This window comes from Brevibacillus choshinensis, from assembly GCF_016811915.1.
Lineage (GTDB): Bacteria > Bacillota > Bacilli > Brevibacillales > Brevibacillaceae > Brevibacillus > Brevibacillus choshinensis_A.
Map to the genome: position 1 here is coordinate 560,001 of NZ_CP069127.1, position 19,540 is coordinate 579,540.

The following is a 19,540-nucleotide window of genomic DNA, read 5'->3' on the forward strand; positions in this document are numbered from 1 at the left end:
CCCATGGAGCTTTACTGTAGCCTGGTATTGGAACTTTGTGCATCATGTACAGGATAGGTGGGAAGCTGAGAAGCAGGGGCGCCAGCCTCTGTGGAGCTGTCGGTGGGATACCACCCTTGATGTACGGAGTTTCTAACTCGTCGCCCTTATCGGGCGAGAGGACCATGCCAGGTGGGCAGTTTGACTGGGGCGGTCGCCTCCCAAAAGGTAACGGAGGCGCCCAAAGGTTCCCTCAGAATGGTCGGAAATCATTCGTAGAGTGTAAAGGCAGAAGGGAGCTTGACTGCGAGACCTACAAGTCGAGCAGGGACGAAAGTCGGGCTTAGTGATCCGGTGGTTCCGCATGGAAGGGCCATCGCTCAACGGATAAAAGCTACCCTGGGGATAACAGGCTTATCTCCCCCAAGAGTCCACATCGACGGGGAGGTTTGGCACCTCGATGTCGGCTCATCGCATCCTGGGGCTGAAGTAGGTCCCAAGGGTTGGGCTGTTCGCCCATTAAAGCGGTACGCGAGCTGGGTTCAGAACGTCGTGAGACAGTTCGGTCCCTATCTGTCGCGGGCGTAGGAAGTTTGAGGAGAGCTGTCCTTAGTACGAGAGGACCGGGATGGACGCACCGCTGGTGCACCAGTTGTCACGCCAGTGGCACAGCTGGGTAGCTATGTGCGGACGGGATAAGCGCTGAAAGCATCTAAGCGTGAAGCCCCCTCCAAGATGAGACTTCCCACAGCGCAAGCTGGTAAGACCCCTCATAGACGATGAGGTTGATAGGTTCGGTGTGGAAGCGTGGTAACACGTGGAGCTGACGAATACTAATCGGTCGAGGACTTATCCACACACTCTTAGCAAACATGCAGATCCAGTTTTGAAGGTGCGACCTTCAAACGTTCCTCGGTAGCTCAGTTGGTAGAGCAATCGGCTGTTAACCGATCGGTCGGCGGTTCGAGTCCGTCCCGAGGAGCCATATATACGGAGAGTTACCCAAGAGGCCGAAGGGGACGGTTTGCTAAACCGTTAGTATGCGCAAGCGTAGCGAGGGTTCGAATCCCTCACTCTCCGCCATATGATTTCTTAATAACATAGCAATTTGGCGGTGTAGCTCAGCTGGTTAGAGCGTTCGGTTCATACCCGAAAGGTCGGGGGTTCGATTCCCTCCGCCGCTACCATCCTAAGTTGCGGTCGTGGTGGAATTGGCAGACACACCATCTTGAGGGGGTGGCGGGGCGACCCGTGCGAGTTCGAGTCTCGCCGACCGCACCATAATAGTATCACTTGCATGGCCCGTTGGTGAAGCGGTTTAACACAGCAGCCTTTCACGCTGTCATACAGGGGTTCGAATCCCCTACGGGTCACCTAAAAAACCAACTAGTTGTTGGGGTCCCCGCAAAGTACTCGGAATATGCTTCAGAGCATACTCTTCACTTTGTGGGGGAAATAGTGGAGGCTTAGCTCAGCTGGGAGAGCATCTGCCTTACAAGCAGAGGGTCGGCGGTTCGATCCCGTCAGCCTCCACCATAGTTACTACTGACCGAAAAGGTCCCTGTCGCGGGATGGAGCAGCTCGGTAGCTCGTCGGGCTCATAACCCGAAGGTCGCAGGTTCAAATCCTGCTCCCGCAACCAAATTATTCACTTGAACTACGTCGAATGTACATCTTGCTCAAGTGAGATGGGAGTATCCGTAGGATGCAACCAAATATGGAGCTGTGGTGAAGTTGGAGTTCACGCCGGTCTGTCACACCGGAGGTCGCGGGTTCGAGTCCCGTCAGCTCCGCCATTTTCCTTCAAGGAATTGGCGAATGAAACAAATGAGGCTCGGTAGCTCAGTCGGTAGAGCAGAGGACTGAAAATCCTCGTGTCGGCGGTTCGATTCCGTCCCGAGCCACCACTAATATGATATGCCGGTATAGCTCAATTGGTAGAGCACCTGACTTGTAATCAGGGGGTTGTGGGTTCAAGTCCTATTGCCGGCACCACTTGTTGGGGTATAGCCAAGCGGTAAGGCAACGGACTTTGACTCCGTCATTCCTAGGTTCAAATCCTAGTACCCCAGCCATTTGCACGAGCCATTAGCTCAGTTGGTAGAGCATCTGACTTTTAATCAGAGGGTCGAAGGTTCGAGTCCTTCATGGCTCACCAGTTTTTTCTCAATAAGGAAAGCAGTGCTGCACGGCAAATACGCCGTAAGCCTTTTCTGTTTTTTTAAACCATGCGGGTGTGGCGGAATGGCAGACGCACCAGATTTAGGTTCTGGCGGGAGACCGTGGGGGTTCAAGTCCCTTCACCCGCACCATAGTAACAGAAAGGGTTTGTAGCCAGAGCAAACCTTTTACCCTGAATATGCGGACGTAGCTCAATTGGTAGAGCGTCGCCTTGCCAAGGCGAAGGTCGAGGGTTCGAGACCCTTCGTCCGCTCCATATGTGCCCTTAGCTCAGCTGGATAGAGCGTTTGACTACGAATCAAAAGGTCGGGAGTTCGAATCTCTCAGGGCACGCCATTTCTTTCATATGAAACCGCAGAGTAGGACGATCTCCTACTCTTTTTTGCATAATTTGAGGACAATTTTACAAATTTTAAGTATTTTTTCCTTGTATCTCCCATGAGCATCCATTACTTTAGGATTAGGATGCTCTCTATTCATAAAAACAGGGGGTAAACCGCGTAGGAGTGGCTGTTACAAACCTGACTGAAGAATCCAAAGAAACAGGAGTTGTATCATCATGAACCCAATAAAAGTGGAAAATACGCATCCTGCTGTAACCAAGCTCATTGACAATATACAAAAGGTTCTGATTGGAAAGCGTTCTGTGATCGAATTGATGGTGTCTGCCGTTTTGGCGAATGGACACGTACTTTTGGAGGATGTACCTGGCGTAGGGAAGACCATGCTCGTACGTGCATTGGCCAAATCGATTGGCGGAGCCTTCAAACGCATTCAGTTTACGCCTGACTTGCTGCCGACCGATGTAACAGGGGTAGCGATCTTTAATCAAAAGAGTCTTGAATTCGAGTTTCGCCAAGGTCCGTTGTTTGCCAACGTCATCTTGGCGGATGAGATCAACCGGACATCGCCAAAGACCCAATCTTCCTTGCTGGAGGCAATGGAAGAGCGTTCCGTGACCGTAGATGGCGTGACCTATCGGCTGGAGGATCCATTCTTTGTCATGGCTACCCAAAACCCTTTGGAGTACGAAGGGACATTTCCTTTGCCGGAAGCCCAGCTGGACCGCTTCTTGATGCAGCTTAGTCTGGGTTACCCGAGCGTTGAGGAAGAGATGCGAATGCTCACTCGCTTCTCGGAAGCCAATCCATTGAATCAGTTGGAGCCTGTCATGACCGCAGAGGAATTAAAGCAGCTCCAGGAGCAAGCAGCCAGGGTAAAAGTATCGGATGGGATCAGGGAGTATATCGTGCGCCTGTGCCATCGTACCCGTGATCATCATCATATTTATTTGGGAGTGAGCCCGCGGGGTGCTTTGGCTCTGTATCGGGCCGCACAGGCACTGGCTTTCGTTCGCGGACGAGATTACGTCATTCCGGACGATGTAAAAGAGCTGGTTCCTGTCACATTTGCTCACCGGATGATCGTGAAGCCGGAAGCACGTCTGGAAGGAGCGACCGTTGATCGGATTCTAACGGTGATTTTGGCCGAGACCCGCGTGCCGGTCAGCTGAGGCGGTGACTGCGGATGAGACAACAAAGATGGGGCAAAGTCAAAGTAATCGGGTTGGTCTTGCTCACGTATGTATTTGCAAAATTTCAGGGCGGGTTTGCTAGCTGGTTTTTGTTTTACAGCAGCCTTGTCTTCTTGGCGTATGAACTGCTTACGTACTTCTTTCTGTTCTTTGGCCTGGAGGTCGTGCGTGAAATTGACCGCAACCGCCTTCAGAATGGCGATGACGTGATTGTAACGATTCGGCTGCGTCGTCGGTTCTGGTTTCCACTCGGCTGGAACATGGTGCTCGAGCCGCTGCCGGATCGATTGGCGGGCGTGTATGAGCCGCATCGACAGCTCGTTTTCCCATGGTTTAAGCGAGAAGTGGAGTTTCGCTACGTCATTCCCAATCTGCCGCGCGGATACTACCGCCTGGGTGACTGTGTGGTGAGTGGGGGCGACTTCTTCGGATTTATTGAAAGGAGAAAAGTGTACCCGCTGACGCATGAGTTTCTCGTCTATCCGACGTATCAGACGATTGAGCATTGGGCGTTGGGTGACGGCAGCTTTAGCGGGAATGTGCACGTCTCCCACCGTCGCTCTGATGATGTGGCGGCAGTACGCGGAGTGAGGGAATACCATCGCGGAGACCGCCTCAGTCAGATTCATTGGCGGGCTTCAGCCAGAGGGACTGGACTGAAGACAAAGGAATTCGAGCATCAGGCGATGAACCAGGCTGTGTTTTTCCTGGACGTCGAAAAGGCGAGCTATCAGAAACTGCCTGAGAACCTGTTTGAAACGGCAGTAAAGCTGACGGCGAGTCTGATCGCCTATGCCAACCGCAATTTGTATCATTATGGACTGGTGTATAAGCAGCACGAGAGGATCAGTATTCCGGCTGCCATCTCACATTCGCATTTTTTGCACGTATTTGACCAGCTGGCCCGTGTCATGCCGCAGGGAAGTGATGCTTTCTCACGTGTGGTGGGCAGGGAGGCATTGGAGCAGCCGCAGGGCGTAACGCTGATCCTGGTGACTCCACGCGTAGAGAAAGAGCTGATAGGACGTCTGATTGCCCTCTCACAAAAGGGCAGGCGAATCCAACTGTTCTTCGTGCATGCAGAGGCTTCGATATCTGCCGAACAGCGGAAAACCTTGCAGCTGCTTACGGCCAGCAAGGTGTCATGTACAGCGATCCACATCGATCATGACGAGTGGAAACGGATAGGGGGTGCGTAGACTCATGCGTGTATGGAAACGTCCCAGTCTGCTGGAGTGGGTGTCGGCCCTCTTGCTGTTCCTGATGATACGAGAGTGGCTGCTGCCTTTGCAAGAGCTGACGGATACAGGGATGCTCTGGCCTTTTCTCGGGATAGCCGCCATCGTCCTGATCCTTGATCAGATCATACCCTACCGCTGGTTGACCTTACCGATCAAGCTGGTTGTCATCTTGTTCCTTCTGCACACGACGCTGTTTGACACTTCGATATTCGGTACACAGTGGCTCAAGGAGCTGGCTGCGCAGATGCTGCGAGATATCCCGCACGCCTTTCAGCAGGATTGGGGAGCGATGTCTCCTGTGACGCGGAATGCCTTGTTTGACCTGCTTCTCACGGTCCTGCTGTCGATGATCACTTATTTGGTGCTCGAACAGCGTCAAGGACTGTGGTTTGTCGTATTGACGGAGCTTTATCTGGCTGTTCTCGATACATTCCTTCCGTACGAGGGGGATGGAGGAATTATCCGCACCTTGATTTACGGATTCTTGCTGCTCGCGGTCAGCCATTTGACGACCATGACGAAACACGCTACGCTGGCGGGGAATCGGAGCTGGATCGCGCTGCGAACGTTGATCGCTCCTATTCTGATCATTGCGGTAAGCGTCGGCATAGCCTATTCGGCTCCGAAAAAGGATGCGAGCTGGCCAGATCCTATCGCGTATTTTACGGGTCAGAATCAGGGAGCTCCTGTCGGGGCTATGAAGAAGGTCGGCTACGACAATAACGATGAACGCCTTGGCGGTCCGTTTTTGCAGGATGATACCCTCGTGTTCGTCGGTATTACGAATGAAGAAAGCTATTGGCGCGGGGATTCCAAGGATCTCTACACCGGAGTCGGCTGGGAAAAAGGAATCCGCGAGTACGAGTCCATCCTAGACCCGAGCAAATACGAATGGAAAGACCAGCTGTTCACCGGCTTTGAAACAAAGAAGGTCAAGGCTACCCTGCAATTCAAAGGTCCACAGCAGTTCGCAACTGTCTTTTATCCAGGACAGTTGAACAAAGTAAGCAATTACCGGCCGCCAAACGCGACAGTCGTCTACGACAAGATGAATCAACAGCTGGAAGTGCGGGCAGGAGCGGTCAAGCTGCTGCAGACAACGAACCATTCGAATCAGCCGGCTACAGGGCCCAACACCCTGCTGTTGAAGCTGAATCAGTATGAGATCGAGGCCGAAGCGCCGATCGTCAGTGAAAAAGCCGTGACCGAAGCGGGGACTGAGTACCCGAAAGAGATCAAGGAGCGGTACTTGCAACTGCCGCCAAGCCTTCCGCCACGAGTCAAGGAGCTCGCGCAAAACATCACCAAGGATGCCAAAACTCCTTATGAAAAAGTGAGGGCCATCGAGAATTACTTGCGTTCGAGTGGAAAATATAAGTATGAAACGAAGGATGTTCCTGTACCGAAGGAAGGTCAGGACTTCGTCGACCACTTCCTGTTTGATAGCTATCGCGGCTATTGCGACCATTTCTCTACATCGATGGCTGTCCTGCTCCGTTCCATTGACATCCCGACAAGATGGGTGAAAGGGTTTGCGCCGGGCGAGCGAGTCGGGCAAGATGAGCAAGGAAATCAAATCATGGAAGTGCGAAATAAGGACGCTCACTCGTGGGTGGAAGTGTACTTCCCAAACCACGGATGGGTACCGTTTGAAGCAACCAGCACGTTTATGTCTCCAGTCCGCTTCAAGTATGATCTGCAAACCTCAGAGCCGCAGGTTCCGCTGCCATTGCCTGATTTGGGGAATGTGGCTGCACCGGATCGGGGTGACGGACGTCTCGATGATCTGGAAGAGGGAGATAGCGTTTCTGGAAGAGGGAGATAGCGTTTCTGGAAGAGGGTTTTCGATCCCGTGGCAGGTAAATGCAGGAATCATCGTCCTGCTTGTCGCCGGTGGATACGTGGCCTGGAAACGCAGGCAAGACCTCAATGTATGGTGGCTCCGCCGGCAAATGAAAAATGAACGAAGCACGGAGTACAATGTGCGCTACAATCTGCTGATGCGCATGATGGAGAGCGTCTACACGCGCCGCCAAAAGGGTGAGACCTTGCGGGAATACGTGGGTCGAATCACCATACCGGGTGACAAAAGGCAGGATCTGCGTTATCTTACGGAGCTGTATGAGCGCATGATTTACGGATACAAGGGTATGGAACAAAAGGCGCGTACAGTTGCAGAGCAATTGATGGAACGATTGATCCGTCAACTGAAGCCTTGAACAATGCCTTGTCATCTGCTAGAATGACGATCAATGAGTCTCGTATAATGATCAGGAATATGGCCTGAAAGTTTCTACCGCCCAACCGTAAATTGGGCGACTACGAGGAAGCACTTCGGATTTTTGTACATGCAACCGCACATGTGTACACAAGCTGGGACGCTGCCTCCGTAACAATGGTCGGAGGCAACAGTCCCGGTTTTTTTGCAAATATGCGACAATTGCATGGCCGTATCCGAGAGAAGCGGATAATTTACGTAACGAGTGAGTAACTGGGGTGCCAAGGGCGCCGGTACTTGCGAGTCCTGTGCTTTGCAGGAGAAGGGGGATATGATGGACAAGTCATTGGAAATGGTTGTCGTACTCGATTTCGGAGGCCAGTACAATCAATTGATCGCGCGTCGTGTTCGCGATCTGGGCGTTTACAGCGAGCTCGTGCCTTACAACACGCCTGTGGAAAAGATCAAGGAGATGAACCCAAAAGGGATTATTTTCTCCGGCGGACCTGCAAGCGTATATGAAGAAGGAGCACCGAAAGTAGATCCAGCCATTTTTGAACTGGGCCTGCCAGTACTGGGTATTTGCTACGGTATGCAGCTCATGAGTCACATGCTCGAAGGGAAAGTGGAGCGCGCGGGCAAACGCGAGTACGGAAAAGCGGAACTGCGCTTGCAAGATGCGCACAATCTGTATGAGAAATGGGATGCAAACGAAATCGTGTGGATGAGCCACTCCGATAAAGTCGTCGAGCTCCCGACCGGATTCCGCGTAGACGCAGTGAGCGACAGCTGTCCAGTAGCGGCCATCAGCAATCCGGATCGCAAGCTGTACGGGGTACAATTCCACCCAGAAGTTCGTCATACCGTAAAAGGGACCGAGTTTATCTCTAACTTCCTGTTCAATATTTGCGGTTGCGAAGCGAACTGGAGCATGACCACCTTCATCGAGGACGAAGTGGCGCGCATCCGTGAAACAGTAGGGAACAAGCAAGTGCTGTGCGCACTGAGCGGCGGCGTGGATTCCTCTGTTGTAGCTGCATTGATTCATAAAGCAATCGGCGATCAGCTGACTTGCATGTTCGTGGATCATGGTCTGCTGCGTCAGGGTGAAGCAGACAGCGTAATGGAAACGTTCGGCAACCAGTTCCACATGAAAGTGATCAAAATCGATGCACGTGAGCGTTTCTTGAACAAGCTCAAAGGCGTGTCCGATCCTGAGCAAAAACGCAAAATCATCGGCAACGAGTTCATCTACGTATTTGATGAAGAAGCAGCGAAGCTGACCGACATGGACTTCCTGGCACAAGGCACATTGTACACGGACATTGTAGAGAGCGGAACGGCAACGGCTCATACGATCAAATCCCACCACAATGTAGGCGGATTGCCTGAAGACATGAAGTTCGAGCTGATCGAGCCGCTGAAAGCACTGTTCAAAGACGAAGTACGCAAACTGGGTACAGAGCTGGGCTTGCCAGATGAGATCGTATGGCGCCAACCATTCCCAGGTCCTGGATTGGGTATTCGCGTTTTGGGTGAAGTTACAGAGGAAAAACTCAAGATTGTTCGTGAATCTGACGCAATTCTTCGCGAAGAGATCGCTAAAGCAGGTCTTGATCGGGAAATCTGGCAATACTTTACGGCTCTGCCAAACATGACAACTGTAGGGGTAATGGGCGATGTACGTACTTATTCCTACACGGTAGGGATTCGGGCGGTAACTTCCATTGACGGAATGACTGCTGACTGGGCACGTATCCCATGGGATGTGCTGGAGAAGATCTCGACTCGTATCGTAAACGAGGTAGACAACGTAAACCGCATCGTCTATGATGTGACCTCCAAGCCGCCAGCAACAATCGAGTGGGAATAGAGTCTCGTAAAAAGACGAAAATTGAGTAAGCAAATAGAACAAATCATTAAATTCCGGATGTTATCGAGTGGTAAAAAATTAATGTTCGTATTTTCGTTGACAATCACTATGTCACCTGATACACTTCTGAATGTGAACAGGTAATATAAGAAGGTTCGTATATTCTTGAGAATATGGCTCAAGAGTTTCTACGGGGTCGCCATGAACGACCTGGCTACGAACAAAATGTCAACGGGATGCGTTAATTGTTATTATTATCGAAATTGTTCCCGGAATGTTTTGTTTAAAAGGCCAGGCGTAGGAATGCGCTACGGCCTTTTTTATTGCCACAACGACATTTTGGGGGGAACTATCGGTGCGCAAGTATTTTGAGTTTGACAAACTAGGCACCAACTACCGTCGCGAGACTATCGCAGGTATCACCACGTTCTTGGCAATGGCATACATTCTGGCTGTGAATCCGTTCATGCTCAGCGGTGCAGATCTACCAGCTGATCTGAAAGCGAACTATCCGGAGTTCGGAGCCGTATTTACAGCAACCGCTCTGGCAGCAGCACTCGGTACTTTGCTGATGGCCTTCATCGGTCGCTTGCCAATCGGACAGGCACCAGGTATGGGATTGAATGCATTCTTCACCTACACCGTTGTGTTGACCATGCAAATTCCTTGGCAGCAAGCACTGGCTGGCGTTTTCCTTTCATGTACGATCTTCCTCATCCTGTCTCTGACGGGTGTTCGTGAAGCGATCATCAATGCGATTCCGAAGGGTTTGAAATACGCGGTATCTGCAGGGATCGGTTTGTTTATCGCCTTTATCGGTTTTAAAAATGCGGGTATCGTGGTAGCGAATGAAGCAACGTTTGTGTCGCTGGGTCATTTTACTTTCTTCCACGAAGGCATGAAGCCAGAGCAGATTCTGGCTGCGAAAAATGCATTGCTCGCTGTATTCGGTCTTCTCGTTACCGTTGTTCTGATGGCTCGCAGAGTAAACGCGGCGATCTTCGTCGGGATGGTAGTTACAGCGGTTGTCGGTATGATTTTCGGGCTGGTTAGCCTTCCTGATAAAGTGGTTTCTGCTCCACCAAGCCTAGCACCTACTTTTGGTGCGGCATTCCAATACCTCGGTGATTTTTCTTCTTTGTTCAGTGTGAAAATGCTGATTGTGGTATTGACCTTCCTGTTCGTAGACTTCTTTGATGCGACAGGAACGCTGCTGGGTGTAGCCAGCCAAGCAGGTCTGCTGAAAGATGGCAAGCTTCCACGCTCGGGCAGCGCGTTCTCGTCTGATGCGATTGCAGGTATGGCAGGTGCGATCCTCGGTACTTCTACCACGACTGCCTATGTAGAATCGACAGCAGGGGTAGCGGCAGGCGGACGTTCTGGTTTTACCGCGCTGGTTACAGGTTTGATGTTCATTTTGGCTCTGTTCTTCTCGCCGCTTCTGGCGATCGTAACACCGGCTGTTACCGCTCCGGCGCTGATTCTGGTAGGGGTATTGATGGCTTCTCACATCACGCAAATCGCTTGGAATGAGATGGATGAAGCATTCCCGGCTTTCCTGACCATCATCCTGATGCCACTCACTTACAGTATTGCGACTGGTCTGGCTTCCGGGTTCATCGTGTATCCGATCGTCAAAGTGCTGAAAGGAAAAGCGCGCGAAGTACATCCGGCTATGTACGTGCTGTTCTTCGTCTTCCTGGCATATTTCATCTGGCTTCGCGAATAGGATCAACGCATAGAACGGCTTCCTTTCATTCGAGGGAAGCCGTTTTTTCTATGGAATGACACCGGTGGACATTCCCCGTCTTGCATGAGCACTGCCTTTCGCGGTATGATAGGAAAAATCTTTTCTAGAGGATGGTCCTGATGATCGGTCTAAACCTTTTCCTAGAGCAGCATCACCACGGCTAGAGCGTTTGTATCTTCGGAAATTTTTCCGCAGGTGCAAGCGCTTCTTGTGCTTCGTGCCTGCGGTGGTGAATGAAAGCCATGCGGGCACCTTGTCGCCGCGCATGGCTTTTTTGCATTTCCCATTCAAACGAGAAAGAGGTGCTTTCCCATGGAAAACAGCGTACTGAAAAACGTCAAAGGCACGAAGGATTTTATGCCGCAGGAGCAAATGCTGCGCAACCGCATACGCCGAACGCTCGAGGAGGTGTTTGAAGCGTATGGGTGCAAGCCTTTGGAGACGCCCATGCTCGCCAATTACGACCTGCTTGCCTCCAAGTACGGAGGGGGAGCGGAAATCCTGAAGGAAGTCTACCGATTGAGCGATCAGGGAGAACGGGAGCTGGCACTGCGCTATGACCTGACCGTTCCATTGGCCAAGGTCGTCGGGATGAACCCGGAGATGCGTTTGCCCTTTAAACGCTATGAGATCGGCAAAGTGTTCCGCGATGGTCCTGTCAAACCAGGGAGATTCCGCGAGTTTGTGCAATGCGACGTGGATATCGTCGGGTCAGCCTCGATGTTGGCAGAAGCAGAGCTGATCAGCATGGCCTTTGACGCATTTGATCGCCTGGGGCTTGAGGTCTATATCGAGGTCAACAACCGCAAGCTCCTGTCAGGCATCTTGCAGGAGCTGGGGATTCCCGAGGACCGGGCAGGTGACGTCATGCTTTCACTCGACAAGCTCGAAAAGATCGGGGTGGCTGGCGTGCAGGAGGATCTGCGGGAGCGGAAGGTGGATGAATCGCTGATCACGGCGATCGTTTCCTTTTTGCAAGAGGGAGAGATGACGCTGGCGAGTCTGGAAGAGCGCTTTTCCTCGGCGTTGGTTCAGCAGGGGATACAAGAACTCAACCAATTGTTCGCGTATGTCCAGGGGGCTGGTGCGGCAGGAGACATTCGTTTTGCTCCGTTCCTGGCGAGAGGGCTTGGCATTTATACCGGGACGGTTTATGAAATCTTTTTGCAGGATCAGCGAATCACCTCCAGTATCGGCAGCGGCGGGCGCTACGATAAAATCATCGGTCAATTTTTGGGGGATGGAAGGGAGTATCCGGCTGTTGGCATCTCGTTTGGTCTGGATGTCATCCTCACTGCCTTGACCATGGAGAGTGTCGAGCATGACGAGCGGGCAGCAGATGTGCTGGTGGTCCCGCTCGGAACCGAGGCACTCAGCCTGGGACTGGCCAATCGACTGCGTGGCTGCGGCATCAGAACGGAGCTGGAGCTCTCAGGACGACGTTTAAAAAAAGCACTCGATTACGCGAACAAAGAGAGGATTCCCTTTGTCCTGATTTTCGGGGAGAACGAAGTGGAGAGTGGAGTCGTGGTCTTGCGTGACATGAGGGAAGGAAATGAGGAAGCGGTCCCGCTCACCTCCATCGAACAGCGGCTTTCTGAGGCGATCACGAATAGGTAGTCTTTTATTTCCCGTTTCGGTACGATAGGAGAAAAGGGGGAGTTTGCATGAGAAAATGGCTCTTGATGCTAATTTGCACCCTATCTTTCCTGTCTGCTATTGTTCCCTCGGGGGCTTTTGAAAAGATTGAACCGACCACCTTTGCCCCTCTCTACAAAGCCGATGTGCGAGTCGATCCCGCAGGCAAGCGTGTAACGGGGAGTGTCGAGATCCGCTTTTGGCCAAAGGATGCGTCACATGCCTATCTGCACCTCTATCCTCTCACGTTTACAGAAGAGCACAAAGATGATTTGTGGGACGAACTTTTAGGCAAACATGCGGGACTTGGAACGTATGATAGTAACAGGATCACGGTACAGGGGAAACCGGTTGCATTCAAACGGATACAAGACGTAATCGAAGTGCCGCTCGTTTCTGCCAAAGCATCAGAGCCGGTCATGCTCAAGCTGTATTTTGATATGACTCTCCCTCAAAACGAAGGAAGGATGTCCTACGACGAACATTCTCTCTGGTTGGGGAATTGGCTGCCGATTCTCGCTGTCTTTGACAAGGCGGGGTGGCATCTGGACCCGTACGAGCCCATCGGCGATCCCTTTTTCAGTGAGAATGCCCATTACCAAGTGAATGTCACCCTGCCAGCCGCCTATCAGCTGGCGAGTACCGCGACTGACAAGGCAGCAACCGTGGACAGCTCGGTGCAGGGAGAAAAGACATACCGTCTGCAAGCGATGAACGTGCGGGATTTTGCCATGGTGGTGATGGACTCTACCTATCATTCGCTGGAGGACAAGGTAGGCGGCACCAATGTCAGGACCTGGTATCGGGACAAGGACTTTGACACTCAGGCGAAGCAAACTCATTTTGCTGCCGTAGAGGCGCTCCGTTACTTCAATAGCCAGTTCGGGGATTATCCGTATACGGAATACGATGTGGTCCGGACCGGAGGGAGCATCAATGGGATGGAATATCCGTCCATCGTCTTTTTGGACGGCCGTCACTTTACGCAGGAGGGCAATTCCGGAATCGTCACGGCCGTACATGAAACGGCCCACCAATGGTTTTACGCTCTGGTCGGCAACAATCAAGTCGAGGAAGCTTGGCTAGACGAAGGCTTTGCCGAATATGCTTCACTCGCCTTCCTGTCAGACAAATATCCCAGGCTGGGTGCGAGTCGCGTACTCGGGCGCTTGGAGCATGGGACGACCGTCTCTTCATATGCACAGGAAAAGCTGCGTCCGTGGCAGCCTCTGCGGGCATTTCCGGATAATGAAAGCTACAGCGCCCTCGTCTACTCTCGTACGACTTCCATGCTGTGGAAGCTGCGGGAGGTATGGGGAGAAGAGCGATTGCACGAGGTCTTGCGACGATATGTGAACAACTACCGATTTGGCACTGCCAGCGGAGCGGAATGGAAGGCTCATTTGTCTAGGGCTGCCGGAGAGGATTCCAGCGCGTTTCTCGATTATTGGCTGAATGCAGATTGGAGTCAAAAGGACGCCGCCGAAGAATGGCTGCAGCGTCAACGTCAGAATCAAAGGAATCTCGGGCAACCTATACAGGATGGAACCATAGAGAAGTAACCTGAAGGCAGGGGAACGCCGTGTGGCGAAAAGGGTGGATAGGCAGCTTCGCAGTTGGAATCGTTCTGGTCGGTATGTTAGGGGTAAGAGTATGGATGGGACAGGCAGGCGCGGATGAGGTGGAGACGTTTTTGCCGGAGCAGATTCCGGCAGCTGCCTCGTACCGTGCGGATGTGCAGGTCGAGATGAAGACGCATACGGTCAGGGGGACAGTGGCCGTTCGTTTTGCCCCTCAGGATGACAAGGCCTATTTTCATCTGTACCCGAATGCATTTCAAGCAAAAGCCGACTTGAGCGGAGAGAATTGGGAGCAGGTTCTCGGGAAGCAGCGGGAGCCGGGGAACATCCAGATCACGGAGGTGCGGGTCGATGGAAAAAGGGTGCCTGTCCTGCTGAAAGGGGAACTGGAGACCTTGCTCGAGGTTCCGTTAGCGGGAAAATCGGCTGCCCAGCAGACGGAGGTAGAGCTTCGTTTTGCTCTTCAAGTTCCCTATAACAACGGGCGACTTTCTTACAACGATCATGCCATGTGGCTGGGCAACTGGCTGCCGATCCTGGCGGTGAAGGGAGACGGGGGCTGGAGGCTGGATCCCTACGCAGCCATTGGCGATCCTTTTTACAGCGAGATGGCAAACTATCGCCTGCGGGTACAGCTCGAGGAAGGCTATCAGTTGGCCTCAAGCGGCATTGAGAGCATCGCGGTCGTGACCCAGACTCGTCCGCAGCGACAAACCATCTATGAGTTGGACGCTTGGAATGTTCGTGATTTTGCTCTTGTCGTGATGGACGACACTTATCGACAGCTGACCGGCAAGGTAGGGGATGTCACCGTGCGGACGTGGTCGCAGGAGGGAGATGATCCCGCTTCGGTCGATCATTTGCACCAGGTAGCCATGAAGTCCTTGAACTACTACGGTGAGCAGTTTGGGCGATATCCGTATCAGGAGTACGATGTGGTGAAGACGGGCGGCTTTTTCGGGGGAATGGAATACCCGAGCATCGTCTTTATTCAGGATGAGTACTTCGGTCGGACAGATCCGGTCGCAGACGCGATTGTGGCGCATGAAACGGCACACCAATGGTTCTATGCTCTAGTGGGCAATGACGAAGTGCGAGAGGCATGGATGGACGAGAGTCTGACTGACTATGCGACGATGGCCTTTTTGTACAGCAGCGATCCTAATCGCGCCCGCGGGTATATCCAGCTTCGCCTGAGTCAGTCCAAAGCGGCAGAGAGGTACGCGGCGCAGGGCCTGAATGCTTGGCAGTCTCTTCTGCAATTTCCGACCTGGAAAAGCTACACCGATCTGGTCTATGGACGTGGAGCGGCGATGTGGTGGACGCTGAGAGAGAGCTGGGGAGAGAAGCAACTGCACCACCTGCTGCGGCAATACGTCCATGACAACCAATACGCGCAAGCCGATGGGCAGGAGATCATCAAGCTGCTTTCTCAGGCAGCGGGGGCGGATGCCACTCCTTTCATCGACTATTGGCTGAGGTTGAAGCTCGATGAGAGAGGTGCTGCAGAAGCGTGGGTGGAAAAGGGTAAACACGAATGATGGTATTAATCTCTTTTTATAATGTTCGGATACAAGGTTGACAGGCAAAACTTCTCCCTGCTACACTGAGGAAGTTGAAAGAAATGAGCTCGAATAGCCCAGGCGATGAGGACGGCCAATATGCCGTTAGTCGGTTGGGTTTTCTAATGATGATACTGACATAGGGGGCGAAGGGTGCCATGGCCAAACCGTTAGCAGGTGTCATAATGGGCAGCACGTCTGATTGGGAAACGATGAAGGAAGCTTGCGCAATCTTGGATGAGCTGCAAGTACCATATGAAAAGAAAGTGGTGTCCGCACACCGCACTCCCGACTTGATGTTTGAGTATGCGCAAAGCGCCAAAGAGCGCGGCCTGGAAGTGATCATCGCAGGGGCGGGAGGAGCAGCTCACCTGCCGGGCATGGTAGCAGCGAAGACGGAGCTTCCTGTGATCGGAGTGCCAGTGAAGTCCTCCAATCTCAATGGTCTGGACTCCCTGCTGTCCATCGTTCAGATGCCGGGCGGAGTGCCAGTGGCAACTGTCGCTATCGGTAAAGCAGGAGCCATCAATGCAGGACTCCTGGCCGCACAAATCCTGGGGATCAAATATCCGGAAATTCAGGGGCGCTTCGTCGCAAGGCGAGATGCGGTCCGGAACAAAGTGCTGGAGGCTAGTGAACTCGAATGACAAACACAACGAATAAGCAGATCAAACCGGGATCGACCATCGGCATCCTTGGCGGCGGACAGCTAGGGCGAATGATCGCTCTCGCCGGACGAGCTATGGGCTATCGTTTCGTTACGATGGACCCGACCGAAGACGCTCCATGTGGACAGACGGCCGATCGGCAAATCGTCGCCAGCTATGAAGATGTGGAAGCAGCTATGCAGCTGGCAGCAGTCAGTGATGTCATTTCGTATGAATTTGAGAATGTGGATGCCAGGGTGGCTGAAGTTTTGGAGAGTCAGGCCTACGTACCGCAGGGAAGCCGCTTATTGCGGGTCACACAGAACCGCATTCGGGAAAAGACTGCGATCCGTGAAATCGGCATTCCAGTTGCACCTTTCCACGTGGTGGCGAGCCTTGCGGACTTGCAGACCGCTGTTCGTGAGCTGGGCCTGCCTGCCGTCATGAAAACAGCGACGGGCGGTTATGATGGCAAAGGTCAATGGGTGATCAAAAGCGAAGCAGAGCTTGCGGAAGCGTATGAAACGCTGGCAAAGGCGGGCACGGAGCTGATCGTGGAGCAGTTCGTTCCCTTTCAAATGGAGCTGTCCGTCATCGCCGCACGAAATCCTGCCGGTGAGCTGTCCGTATTTCCGACCGCGGAAAACGTGCATCAGGACAACATCCTGCACCTGAGCATCGTACCGGCACGTGTGAGCGAAGAGGTCAAAGTCCGTGCAGAGGAAATCGCGCGGACGATAGTGGAAAAGCTGGATGTGATCGGGCTGATCGCTGTGGAGATGTTCTTGACCGCAGACGGGCAATTGTACGTGAACGAACTGGCTCCACGTCCGCACAACTCGGGACATTTCACGATGGATGCTTGCGTGACCTCGCAATTTGAGCAGCATGTCCGGGCGGTATGCAACCTGCCTCTGGGATCAACAGAGTTGCTCTCTCCGGTCGTCATGGTTAATATTTTGGGAGAGCATCTGCAGCCGGTCCTGGATCGGATCGATAGCCTGCCTCGCTCTGCTAAGCTGCACTTGTACGGCAAAGCAGAAAGCAAAGTGAAGCGAAAAATGGGACATATCAACGTGTTGGCCCCTACTGTGGATGAAGCGCTCGCAGCCATCGAGCAGCTGCAAATATGGACGAATAAAACGGAGGTACAATCATGATCGAACGTTATTCCCGACCAGAAATGCGCGCCATCTGGACAGAACAGAACAAATTTCAAGCGTGGCTGGAAGTGGAAATTCTCGCATGTGAAGCATGGTCCAAGCTGGGAGTCATTCCTGAAGAAGACGTGAACAAGCTGTGGGACAAAGCGAGCTTTGACATCAAGCGGATCTACGAAATCGAAGAAGAAACGCGCCATGACGTTGTGGCATTCACCCGTGCGGTATCCGAAACACTGGGAGAAGAAAAGAAATGGGTGCATTACGGCCTGACTTCTACGGACGTGGTGGATACAGCCCTTTCCTATTTGCTGCGTCAAGCCAACGAAATTCTGGAAAAAGACATTGAGGATTTCATTGCCGTTTTGGCTGACAAGGCACGTGAGCATAAGGATACCGTTTGCATGGGCCGAACTCATGGCGTACATGCGGAGCCGACGACTTTTGGCCTGAAGCTGGCACTGTGGCATGAAGAAATGAAGCGCAACCTCGCTCGTTTCCGCGCTGCGAAAAAAGAAGTGGCTTACGGAAAAATCTCAGGTGCAGTAGGTACCTACGCGAACATCGATCCGTTCGTAGAGGCGTACGTATGCGAAAAGCTCGGTCTGTCTCCAGCGCCGATTTCTACGCAAACCCTGCAGCGTGACCGACATGCGGAATATATGGCGACACTGGCTCTGATCGCGACCTCCCTGGAGAAATTCGCGACAGAGATTCGCGGCCTGCAAAAGAGCGAGATGCGCGAAGTGGAAGAGGCATTTGCCAAAGGGCAAAAAGGTTCTTCTGCGATGCCGCACAAGCGCAATCCGATCGGCAGCGAGAACATTACAGGTATGGCTCGCGTGATCCGCGGCTATATGCTGACTTCCTACGAAAACGTATCTCTGTGGCATGAGCGGGACATTTCCCACTCTTCTGCGGAGCGCATCATTTTGCCGGATGCGACCCAAGCACTCAACTACATGCTGCGCCGCTTCAGCAACATCGTGAAAAACTTGACTGTCTTCCCGGAAAACATGAAGCGCAACATGGATCGCACCTTTGGTCTGATCTATTCGCAGCACGTCATGCTGAGCCTGATTGAAAAAGGCATGAGCCGCGAGCAGGCATACGACACGGTACAGCCGCGCGCAATGCAAGCGTGGGAAGAGCAGCGTTCTTTCCGTGCCATCGTGGAAGAAGACCCAACCATCAGCGCTGCGCTGACCAAGGAAGAGCTGGACGCGTGCTTCGACTACCGCTATCATCTCAAGCACGTGGATACCATTTTCCAACGTCTTGGCTTGCTGTAAAAAGCGTCAAAAATATAGACGAAAAGAACCGTCAGGAGCTTCCTGGCGGTTTTTCTCGTAAAGATTAGGCGAAGCGAAACTTTCCGGATTGTGGCGAGAGCGTGTCCAAAAGGGATGAGATGCCGCGCGATTTTCCCACAGCTTTCCACATTCTTTACGCGCTTTTGCCACACCGGATTGCTACCATGGACTTGTCCGAAGAGGGAGCGGCGGGAATGGATTACGCAAGCTGCATGTAAAACTTACAAAAGTGTAAGGTTCCTGAAAGTTAACTCGATAGTTCCCACTTCAGATCCCCTTTACAATGAAATCAACTCATACGGATCAATGAAATGGGAGATCGATTATGAATACCGCACTGTTATATCCAACATTAAGTCATCAGCAAATTTACGAAGAATACTCCGCCAAAATATATCGCTATTTCCGCTACCGTGTCAAAAACGTCTGGGATGTCGAGGATCTGACCACGACGGTATTCATCAAGGTATACTCCAAGCTGGAGCAGTACGATGGCCGTCACCCGTTCGGAGCGTGGATTTTCCGCATCGCTCACAATGCCCTGATCGACTACATGCGCAAAAAGCGGGAATGCCCGGTCGATCAAGAGACGTTTTCCTCCATGAAGGCAACGGATGATTTGCCGGAGGAGTGTCTGATGACGCAGGAATCCACAGATGTCCTGTGGCAGAAGGTACATACGTTGACGGCTGATCAGCGCAATGTGATTCAGCTGCGGTACCTGGCTGATCTGAGAATGAACGAGATTGCCGAGATCCTGGGAAAAACGGAAGCATCGGTCAAAATCCTGCACTTCCGCGGAATCAAAAAGCTGCAGCAGATCATGAAGGCGCAAGCCTAGGGTGGACGACAGGTCCATCCTTT

The 19,540-nt window shown here is 52.5% G+C and carries 13 protein-coding genes, 15 tRNA genes, 1 rRNA gene and 2 riboswitches (1 of these 31 running past the window's edge); all 29 genes read left to right on the forward strand.

All coding sequences use genetic code 11. The features are described from left to right. Positions 1-836 (forward strand): 23S ribosomal RNA (locus JNE38_RS03035) (it extends 2,092 nt beyond the left edge of the window). A 52-nt stretch (positions 837-888) separates the two neighbouring features. After that, a tRNA-Asn gene (locus JNE38_RS03040) sits at positions 889-964 on the forward strand. Positions 965-971: 7 nt separating this feature from the next. Next, positions 972-1,062, forward strand: a tRNA-Ser gene (locus JNE38_RS03045). A gap of 27 nt (positions 1,063-1,089) precedes the next feature. Then, positions 1,090-1,166: transfer RNA gene (locus tag JNE38_RS03050), tRNA-Met, on the forward strand. A 9-nt stretch (positions 1,167-1,175) separates the two neighbouring features. Beyond that, positions 1,176-1,260 (forward strand) — tRNA-Leu (locus JNE38_RS03055). Between the two features lie 18 nt (positions 1,261-1,278). Next, positions 1,279-1,352: transfer RNA gene (locus tag JNE38_RS03060), tRNA-Glu, on the forward strand. A gap of 87 nt (positions 1,353-1,439) precedes the next feature. Next, positions 1,440-1,515 (forward strand) — tRNA-Val (locus tag JNE38_RS03065). A 29-nt stretch (positions 1,516-1,544) separates the two neighbouring features. Next, positions 1,545-1,621 (forward strand) — tRNA-Met (locus JNE38_RS03070). A gap of 77 nt (positions 1,622-1,698) precedes the next feature. Continuing rightward, positions 1,699-1,775 (forward strand) — tRNA-Asp (locus tag JNE38_RS03075). Positions 1,776-1,810: 35 nt separating this feature from the next. Further along, positions 1,811-1,886: transfer RNA gene (locus JNE38_RS03080), tRNA-Phe, on the forward strand. A 12-nt stretch (positions 1,887-1,898) separates the two neighbouring features. Next, positions 1,899-1,974, forward strand: a tRNA-Thr gene (locus JNE38_RS03085). Positions 1,975-1,979: 5 nt separating this feature from the next. Next, positions 1,980-2,054: transfer RNA gene (locus JNE38_RS03090), tRNA-Gln, on the forward strand. A 7-nt stretch (positions 2,055-2,061) separates the two neighbouring features. Then, a tRNA-Lys gene (locus tag JNE38_RS03095) sits at positions 2,062-2,137 on the forward strand. Between the two features lie 72 nt (positions 2,138-2,209). Next, positions 2,210-2,291: transfer RNA gene (locus tag JNE38_RS03100), tRNA-Leu, on the forward strand. 49 nt (positions 2,292-2,340) lie between these two features. Then, a tRNA-Gly gene (locus tag JNE38_RS03105) sits at positions 2,341-2,416 on the forward strand. A gap of 3 nt (positions 2,417-2,419) precedes the next feature. After that, positions 2,420-2,496, forward strand: a tRNA-Arg gene (locus tag JNE38_RS03110). A 223-nt stretch (positions 2,497-2,719) separates the two neighbouring features. After that, positions 2,720-3,673 carry an AAA family ATPase gene (locus JNE38_RS03115; protein WP_203355192.1) on the forward strand — a complete coding sequence of 318 codons (954 nt, stop codon included), beginning with the start codon at positions 2,720-2,722 and terminating at the stop codon, positions 3,671-3,673. A 14-nt stretch (positions 3,674-3,687) separates the two neighbouring features. Further along, entirely contained in the window at positions 3,688-4,893 is a 1,206-nt protein-coding gene (locus JNE38_RS03120) for a DUF58 domain-containing protein (protein WP_203355193.1), read from the forward strand. 4 nt (positions 4,894-4,897) lie between these two features. Continuing rightward, positions 4,898-6,760, forward strand: coding sequence for a transglutaminase-like domain-containing protein (locus JNE38_RS03125; RefSeq protein ID WP_238933540.1), 1,863 nt, complete (start codon positions 4,898-4,900; stop codon positions 6,758-6,760). Beyond that, on the forward strand, positions 6,717-7,154 hold the full coding sequence (locus JNE38_RS30495) for a DUF4129 domain-containing protein (RefSeq protein WP_238933541.1): 438 nt from the start codon (positions 6,717-6,719) through the stop codon (positions 7,152-7,154). The genes JNE38_RS03125 and JNE38_RS30495 overlap by 44 nt, the downstream gene beginning before the upstream one ends. Positions 7,155-7,174: 20 nt before the next feature. Next, a riboswitch (purine riboswitch) is annotated at positions 7,175-7,277 on the forward strand. Between the two features lie 210 nt (positions 7,278-7,487). Further along, the gene (gene guaA / locus JNE38_RS03130) at positions 7,488-9,026 is read left to right on the forward strand and encodes a glutamine-hydrolyzing GMP synthase (protein ID WP_203357398.1); all 1,539 of its coding nucleotides are present in this window, start codon (positions 7,488-7,490) and stop codon (positions 9,024-9,026) included. A gap of 135 nt (positions 9,027-9,161) precedes the next feature. Next, positions 9,162-9,263, forward strand: a riboswitch (purine riboswitch). 118 nt (positions 9,264-9,381) lie between these two features. Next, positions 9,382-10,755: an NCS2 family permease gene (locus JNE38_RS03135; RefSeq protein WP_203355194.1), complete on the forward strand. Its 1,374-nt coding sequence runs from the start codon at positions 9,382-9,384 to the stop codon at positions 10,753-10,755. A 333-nt stretch (positions 10,756-11,088) separates the two neighbouring features. Beyond that, complete coding sequence (locus JNE38_RS03140) at positions 11,089-12,396, forward strand: histidine--tRNA ligase (protein WP_203355195.1); 1,308 nt, start codon at positions 11,089-11,091, stop codon at positions 12,394-12,396. A gap of 47 nt (positions 12,397-12,443) precedes the next feature. Continuing rightward, positions 12,444-13,976 (forward strand): M1 family metallopeptidase, encoded by a 1,533-nt coding sequence (locus tag JNE38_RS03145; RefSeq protein WP_203355196.1) that lies wholly within the window; start codon positions 12,444-12,446, stop codon positions 13,974-13,976. Between the two features lie 20 nt (positions 13,977-13,996). Further along, entirely contained in the window at positions 13,997-15,535 is a 1,539-nt protein-coding gene (locus tag JNE38_RS03150; RefSeq protein ID WP_203355197.1) for a M1 family metallopeptidase, read from the forward strand. 179 nt (positions 15,536-15,714) lie between these two features. Continuing rightward, positions 15,715-16,203, forward strand: coding sequence for a 5-(carboxyamino)imidazole ribonucleotide mutase (purE, locus tag JNE38_RS03155; RefSeq protein ID WP_203355198.1), 489 nt, complete (start codon positions 15,715-15,717; stop codon positions 16,201-16,203). Then, on the forward strand, positions 16,200-17,363 hold the full coding sequence (purK, locus tag JNE38_RS03160; RefSeq protein ID WP_203355199.1) for a 5-(carboxyamino)imidazole ribonucleotide synthase: 1,164 nt from the start codon (positions 16,200-16,202) through the stop codon (positions 17,361-17,363). The genes purE and purK overlap by 4 nt, the downstream gene beginning before the upstream one ends. Further along, the gene (gene purB, locus JNE38_RS03165) at positions 17,360-18,655 is read left to right on the forward strand and encodes an adenylosuccinate lyase (RefSeq protein WP_203355200.1); all 1,296 of its coding nucleotides are present in this window, start codon (positions 17,360-17,362) and stop codon (positions 18,653-18,655) included. Before purK ends, purB begins: the two co-directional genes overlap by 4 nt. Positions 18,656-19,001: 346 nt before the next feature. Further along, positions 19,002-19,517, forward strand: a complete 516-nt coding sequence (locus JNE38_RS03170) for an RNA polymerase sigma factor (protein ID WP_203355201.1) — start codon at positions 19,002-19,004, stop codon at positions 19,515-19,517. The last annotated feature ends 23 nt before the right edge of the window (positions 19,518-19,540 follow it).

Excerpts from the sequence above, each read along its gene's own strand:
- JNE38_RS03115 (WP_203355192.1), top strand. The coding sequence starts at position 2,720 with ATGAACCCAATAAAAGTGGAAAATACGCATCCTGCTGTAACCAAGCTC.
- JNE38_RS03120 (WP_203355193.1), top strand. The coding sequence starts at position 3,688 with ATGAGACAACAAAGATGGGGCAAAGTCAAAGTAATCGGGTTGGTCTTG.
- JNE38_RS03125 (WP_238933540.1), top strand. The coding sequence starts at position 4,898 with ATGCGTGTATGGAAACGTCCCAGTCTGCTGGAGTGGGTGTCGGCCCTC.
- JNE38_RS30495 (WP_238933541.1), top strand. The coding sequence starts at position 6,717 with ATGATCTGGAAGAGGGAGATAGCGTTTCTGGAAGAGGGAGATAGCGTT.
- guaA (WP_203357398.1), top strand. The coding sequence starts at position 7,488 with ATGGACAAGTCATTGGAAATGGTTGTCGTACTCGATTTCGGAGGCCAG.
- JNE38_RS03140 (WP_203355195.1), top strand. The coding sequence starts at position 11,089 with ATGGAAAACAGCGTACTGAAAAACGTCAAAGGCACGAAGGATTTTATG.
- JNE38_RS03145 (WP_203355196.1), top strand. The coding sequence starts at position 12,444 with ATGAGAAAATGGCTCTTGATGCTAATTTGCACCCTATCTTTCCTGTCT.
- purE (WP_203355198.1), top strand. The coding sequence starts at position 15,715 with ATGGCCAAACCGTTAGCAGGTGTCATAATGGGCAGCACGTCTGATTGG.
- purK (WP_203355199.1), top strand. The coding sequence starts at position 16,200 with ATGACAAACACAACGAATAAGCAGATCAAACCGGGATCGACCATCGGC.
- purB (WP_203355200.1), top strand. The coding sequence starts at position 17,360 with ATGATCGAACGTTATTCCCGACCAGAAATGCGCGCCATCTGGACAGAA.
- JNE38_RS03170 (WP_203355201.1), top strand. The coding sequence starts at position 19,002 with ATGAATACCGCACTGTTATATCCAACATTAAGTCATCAGCAAATTTAC.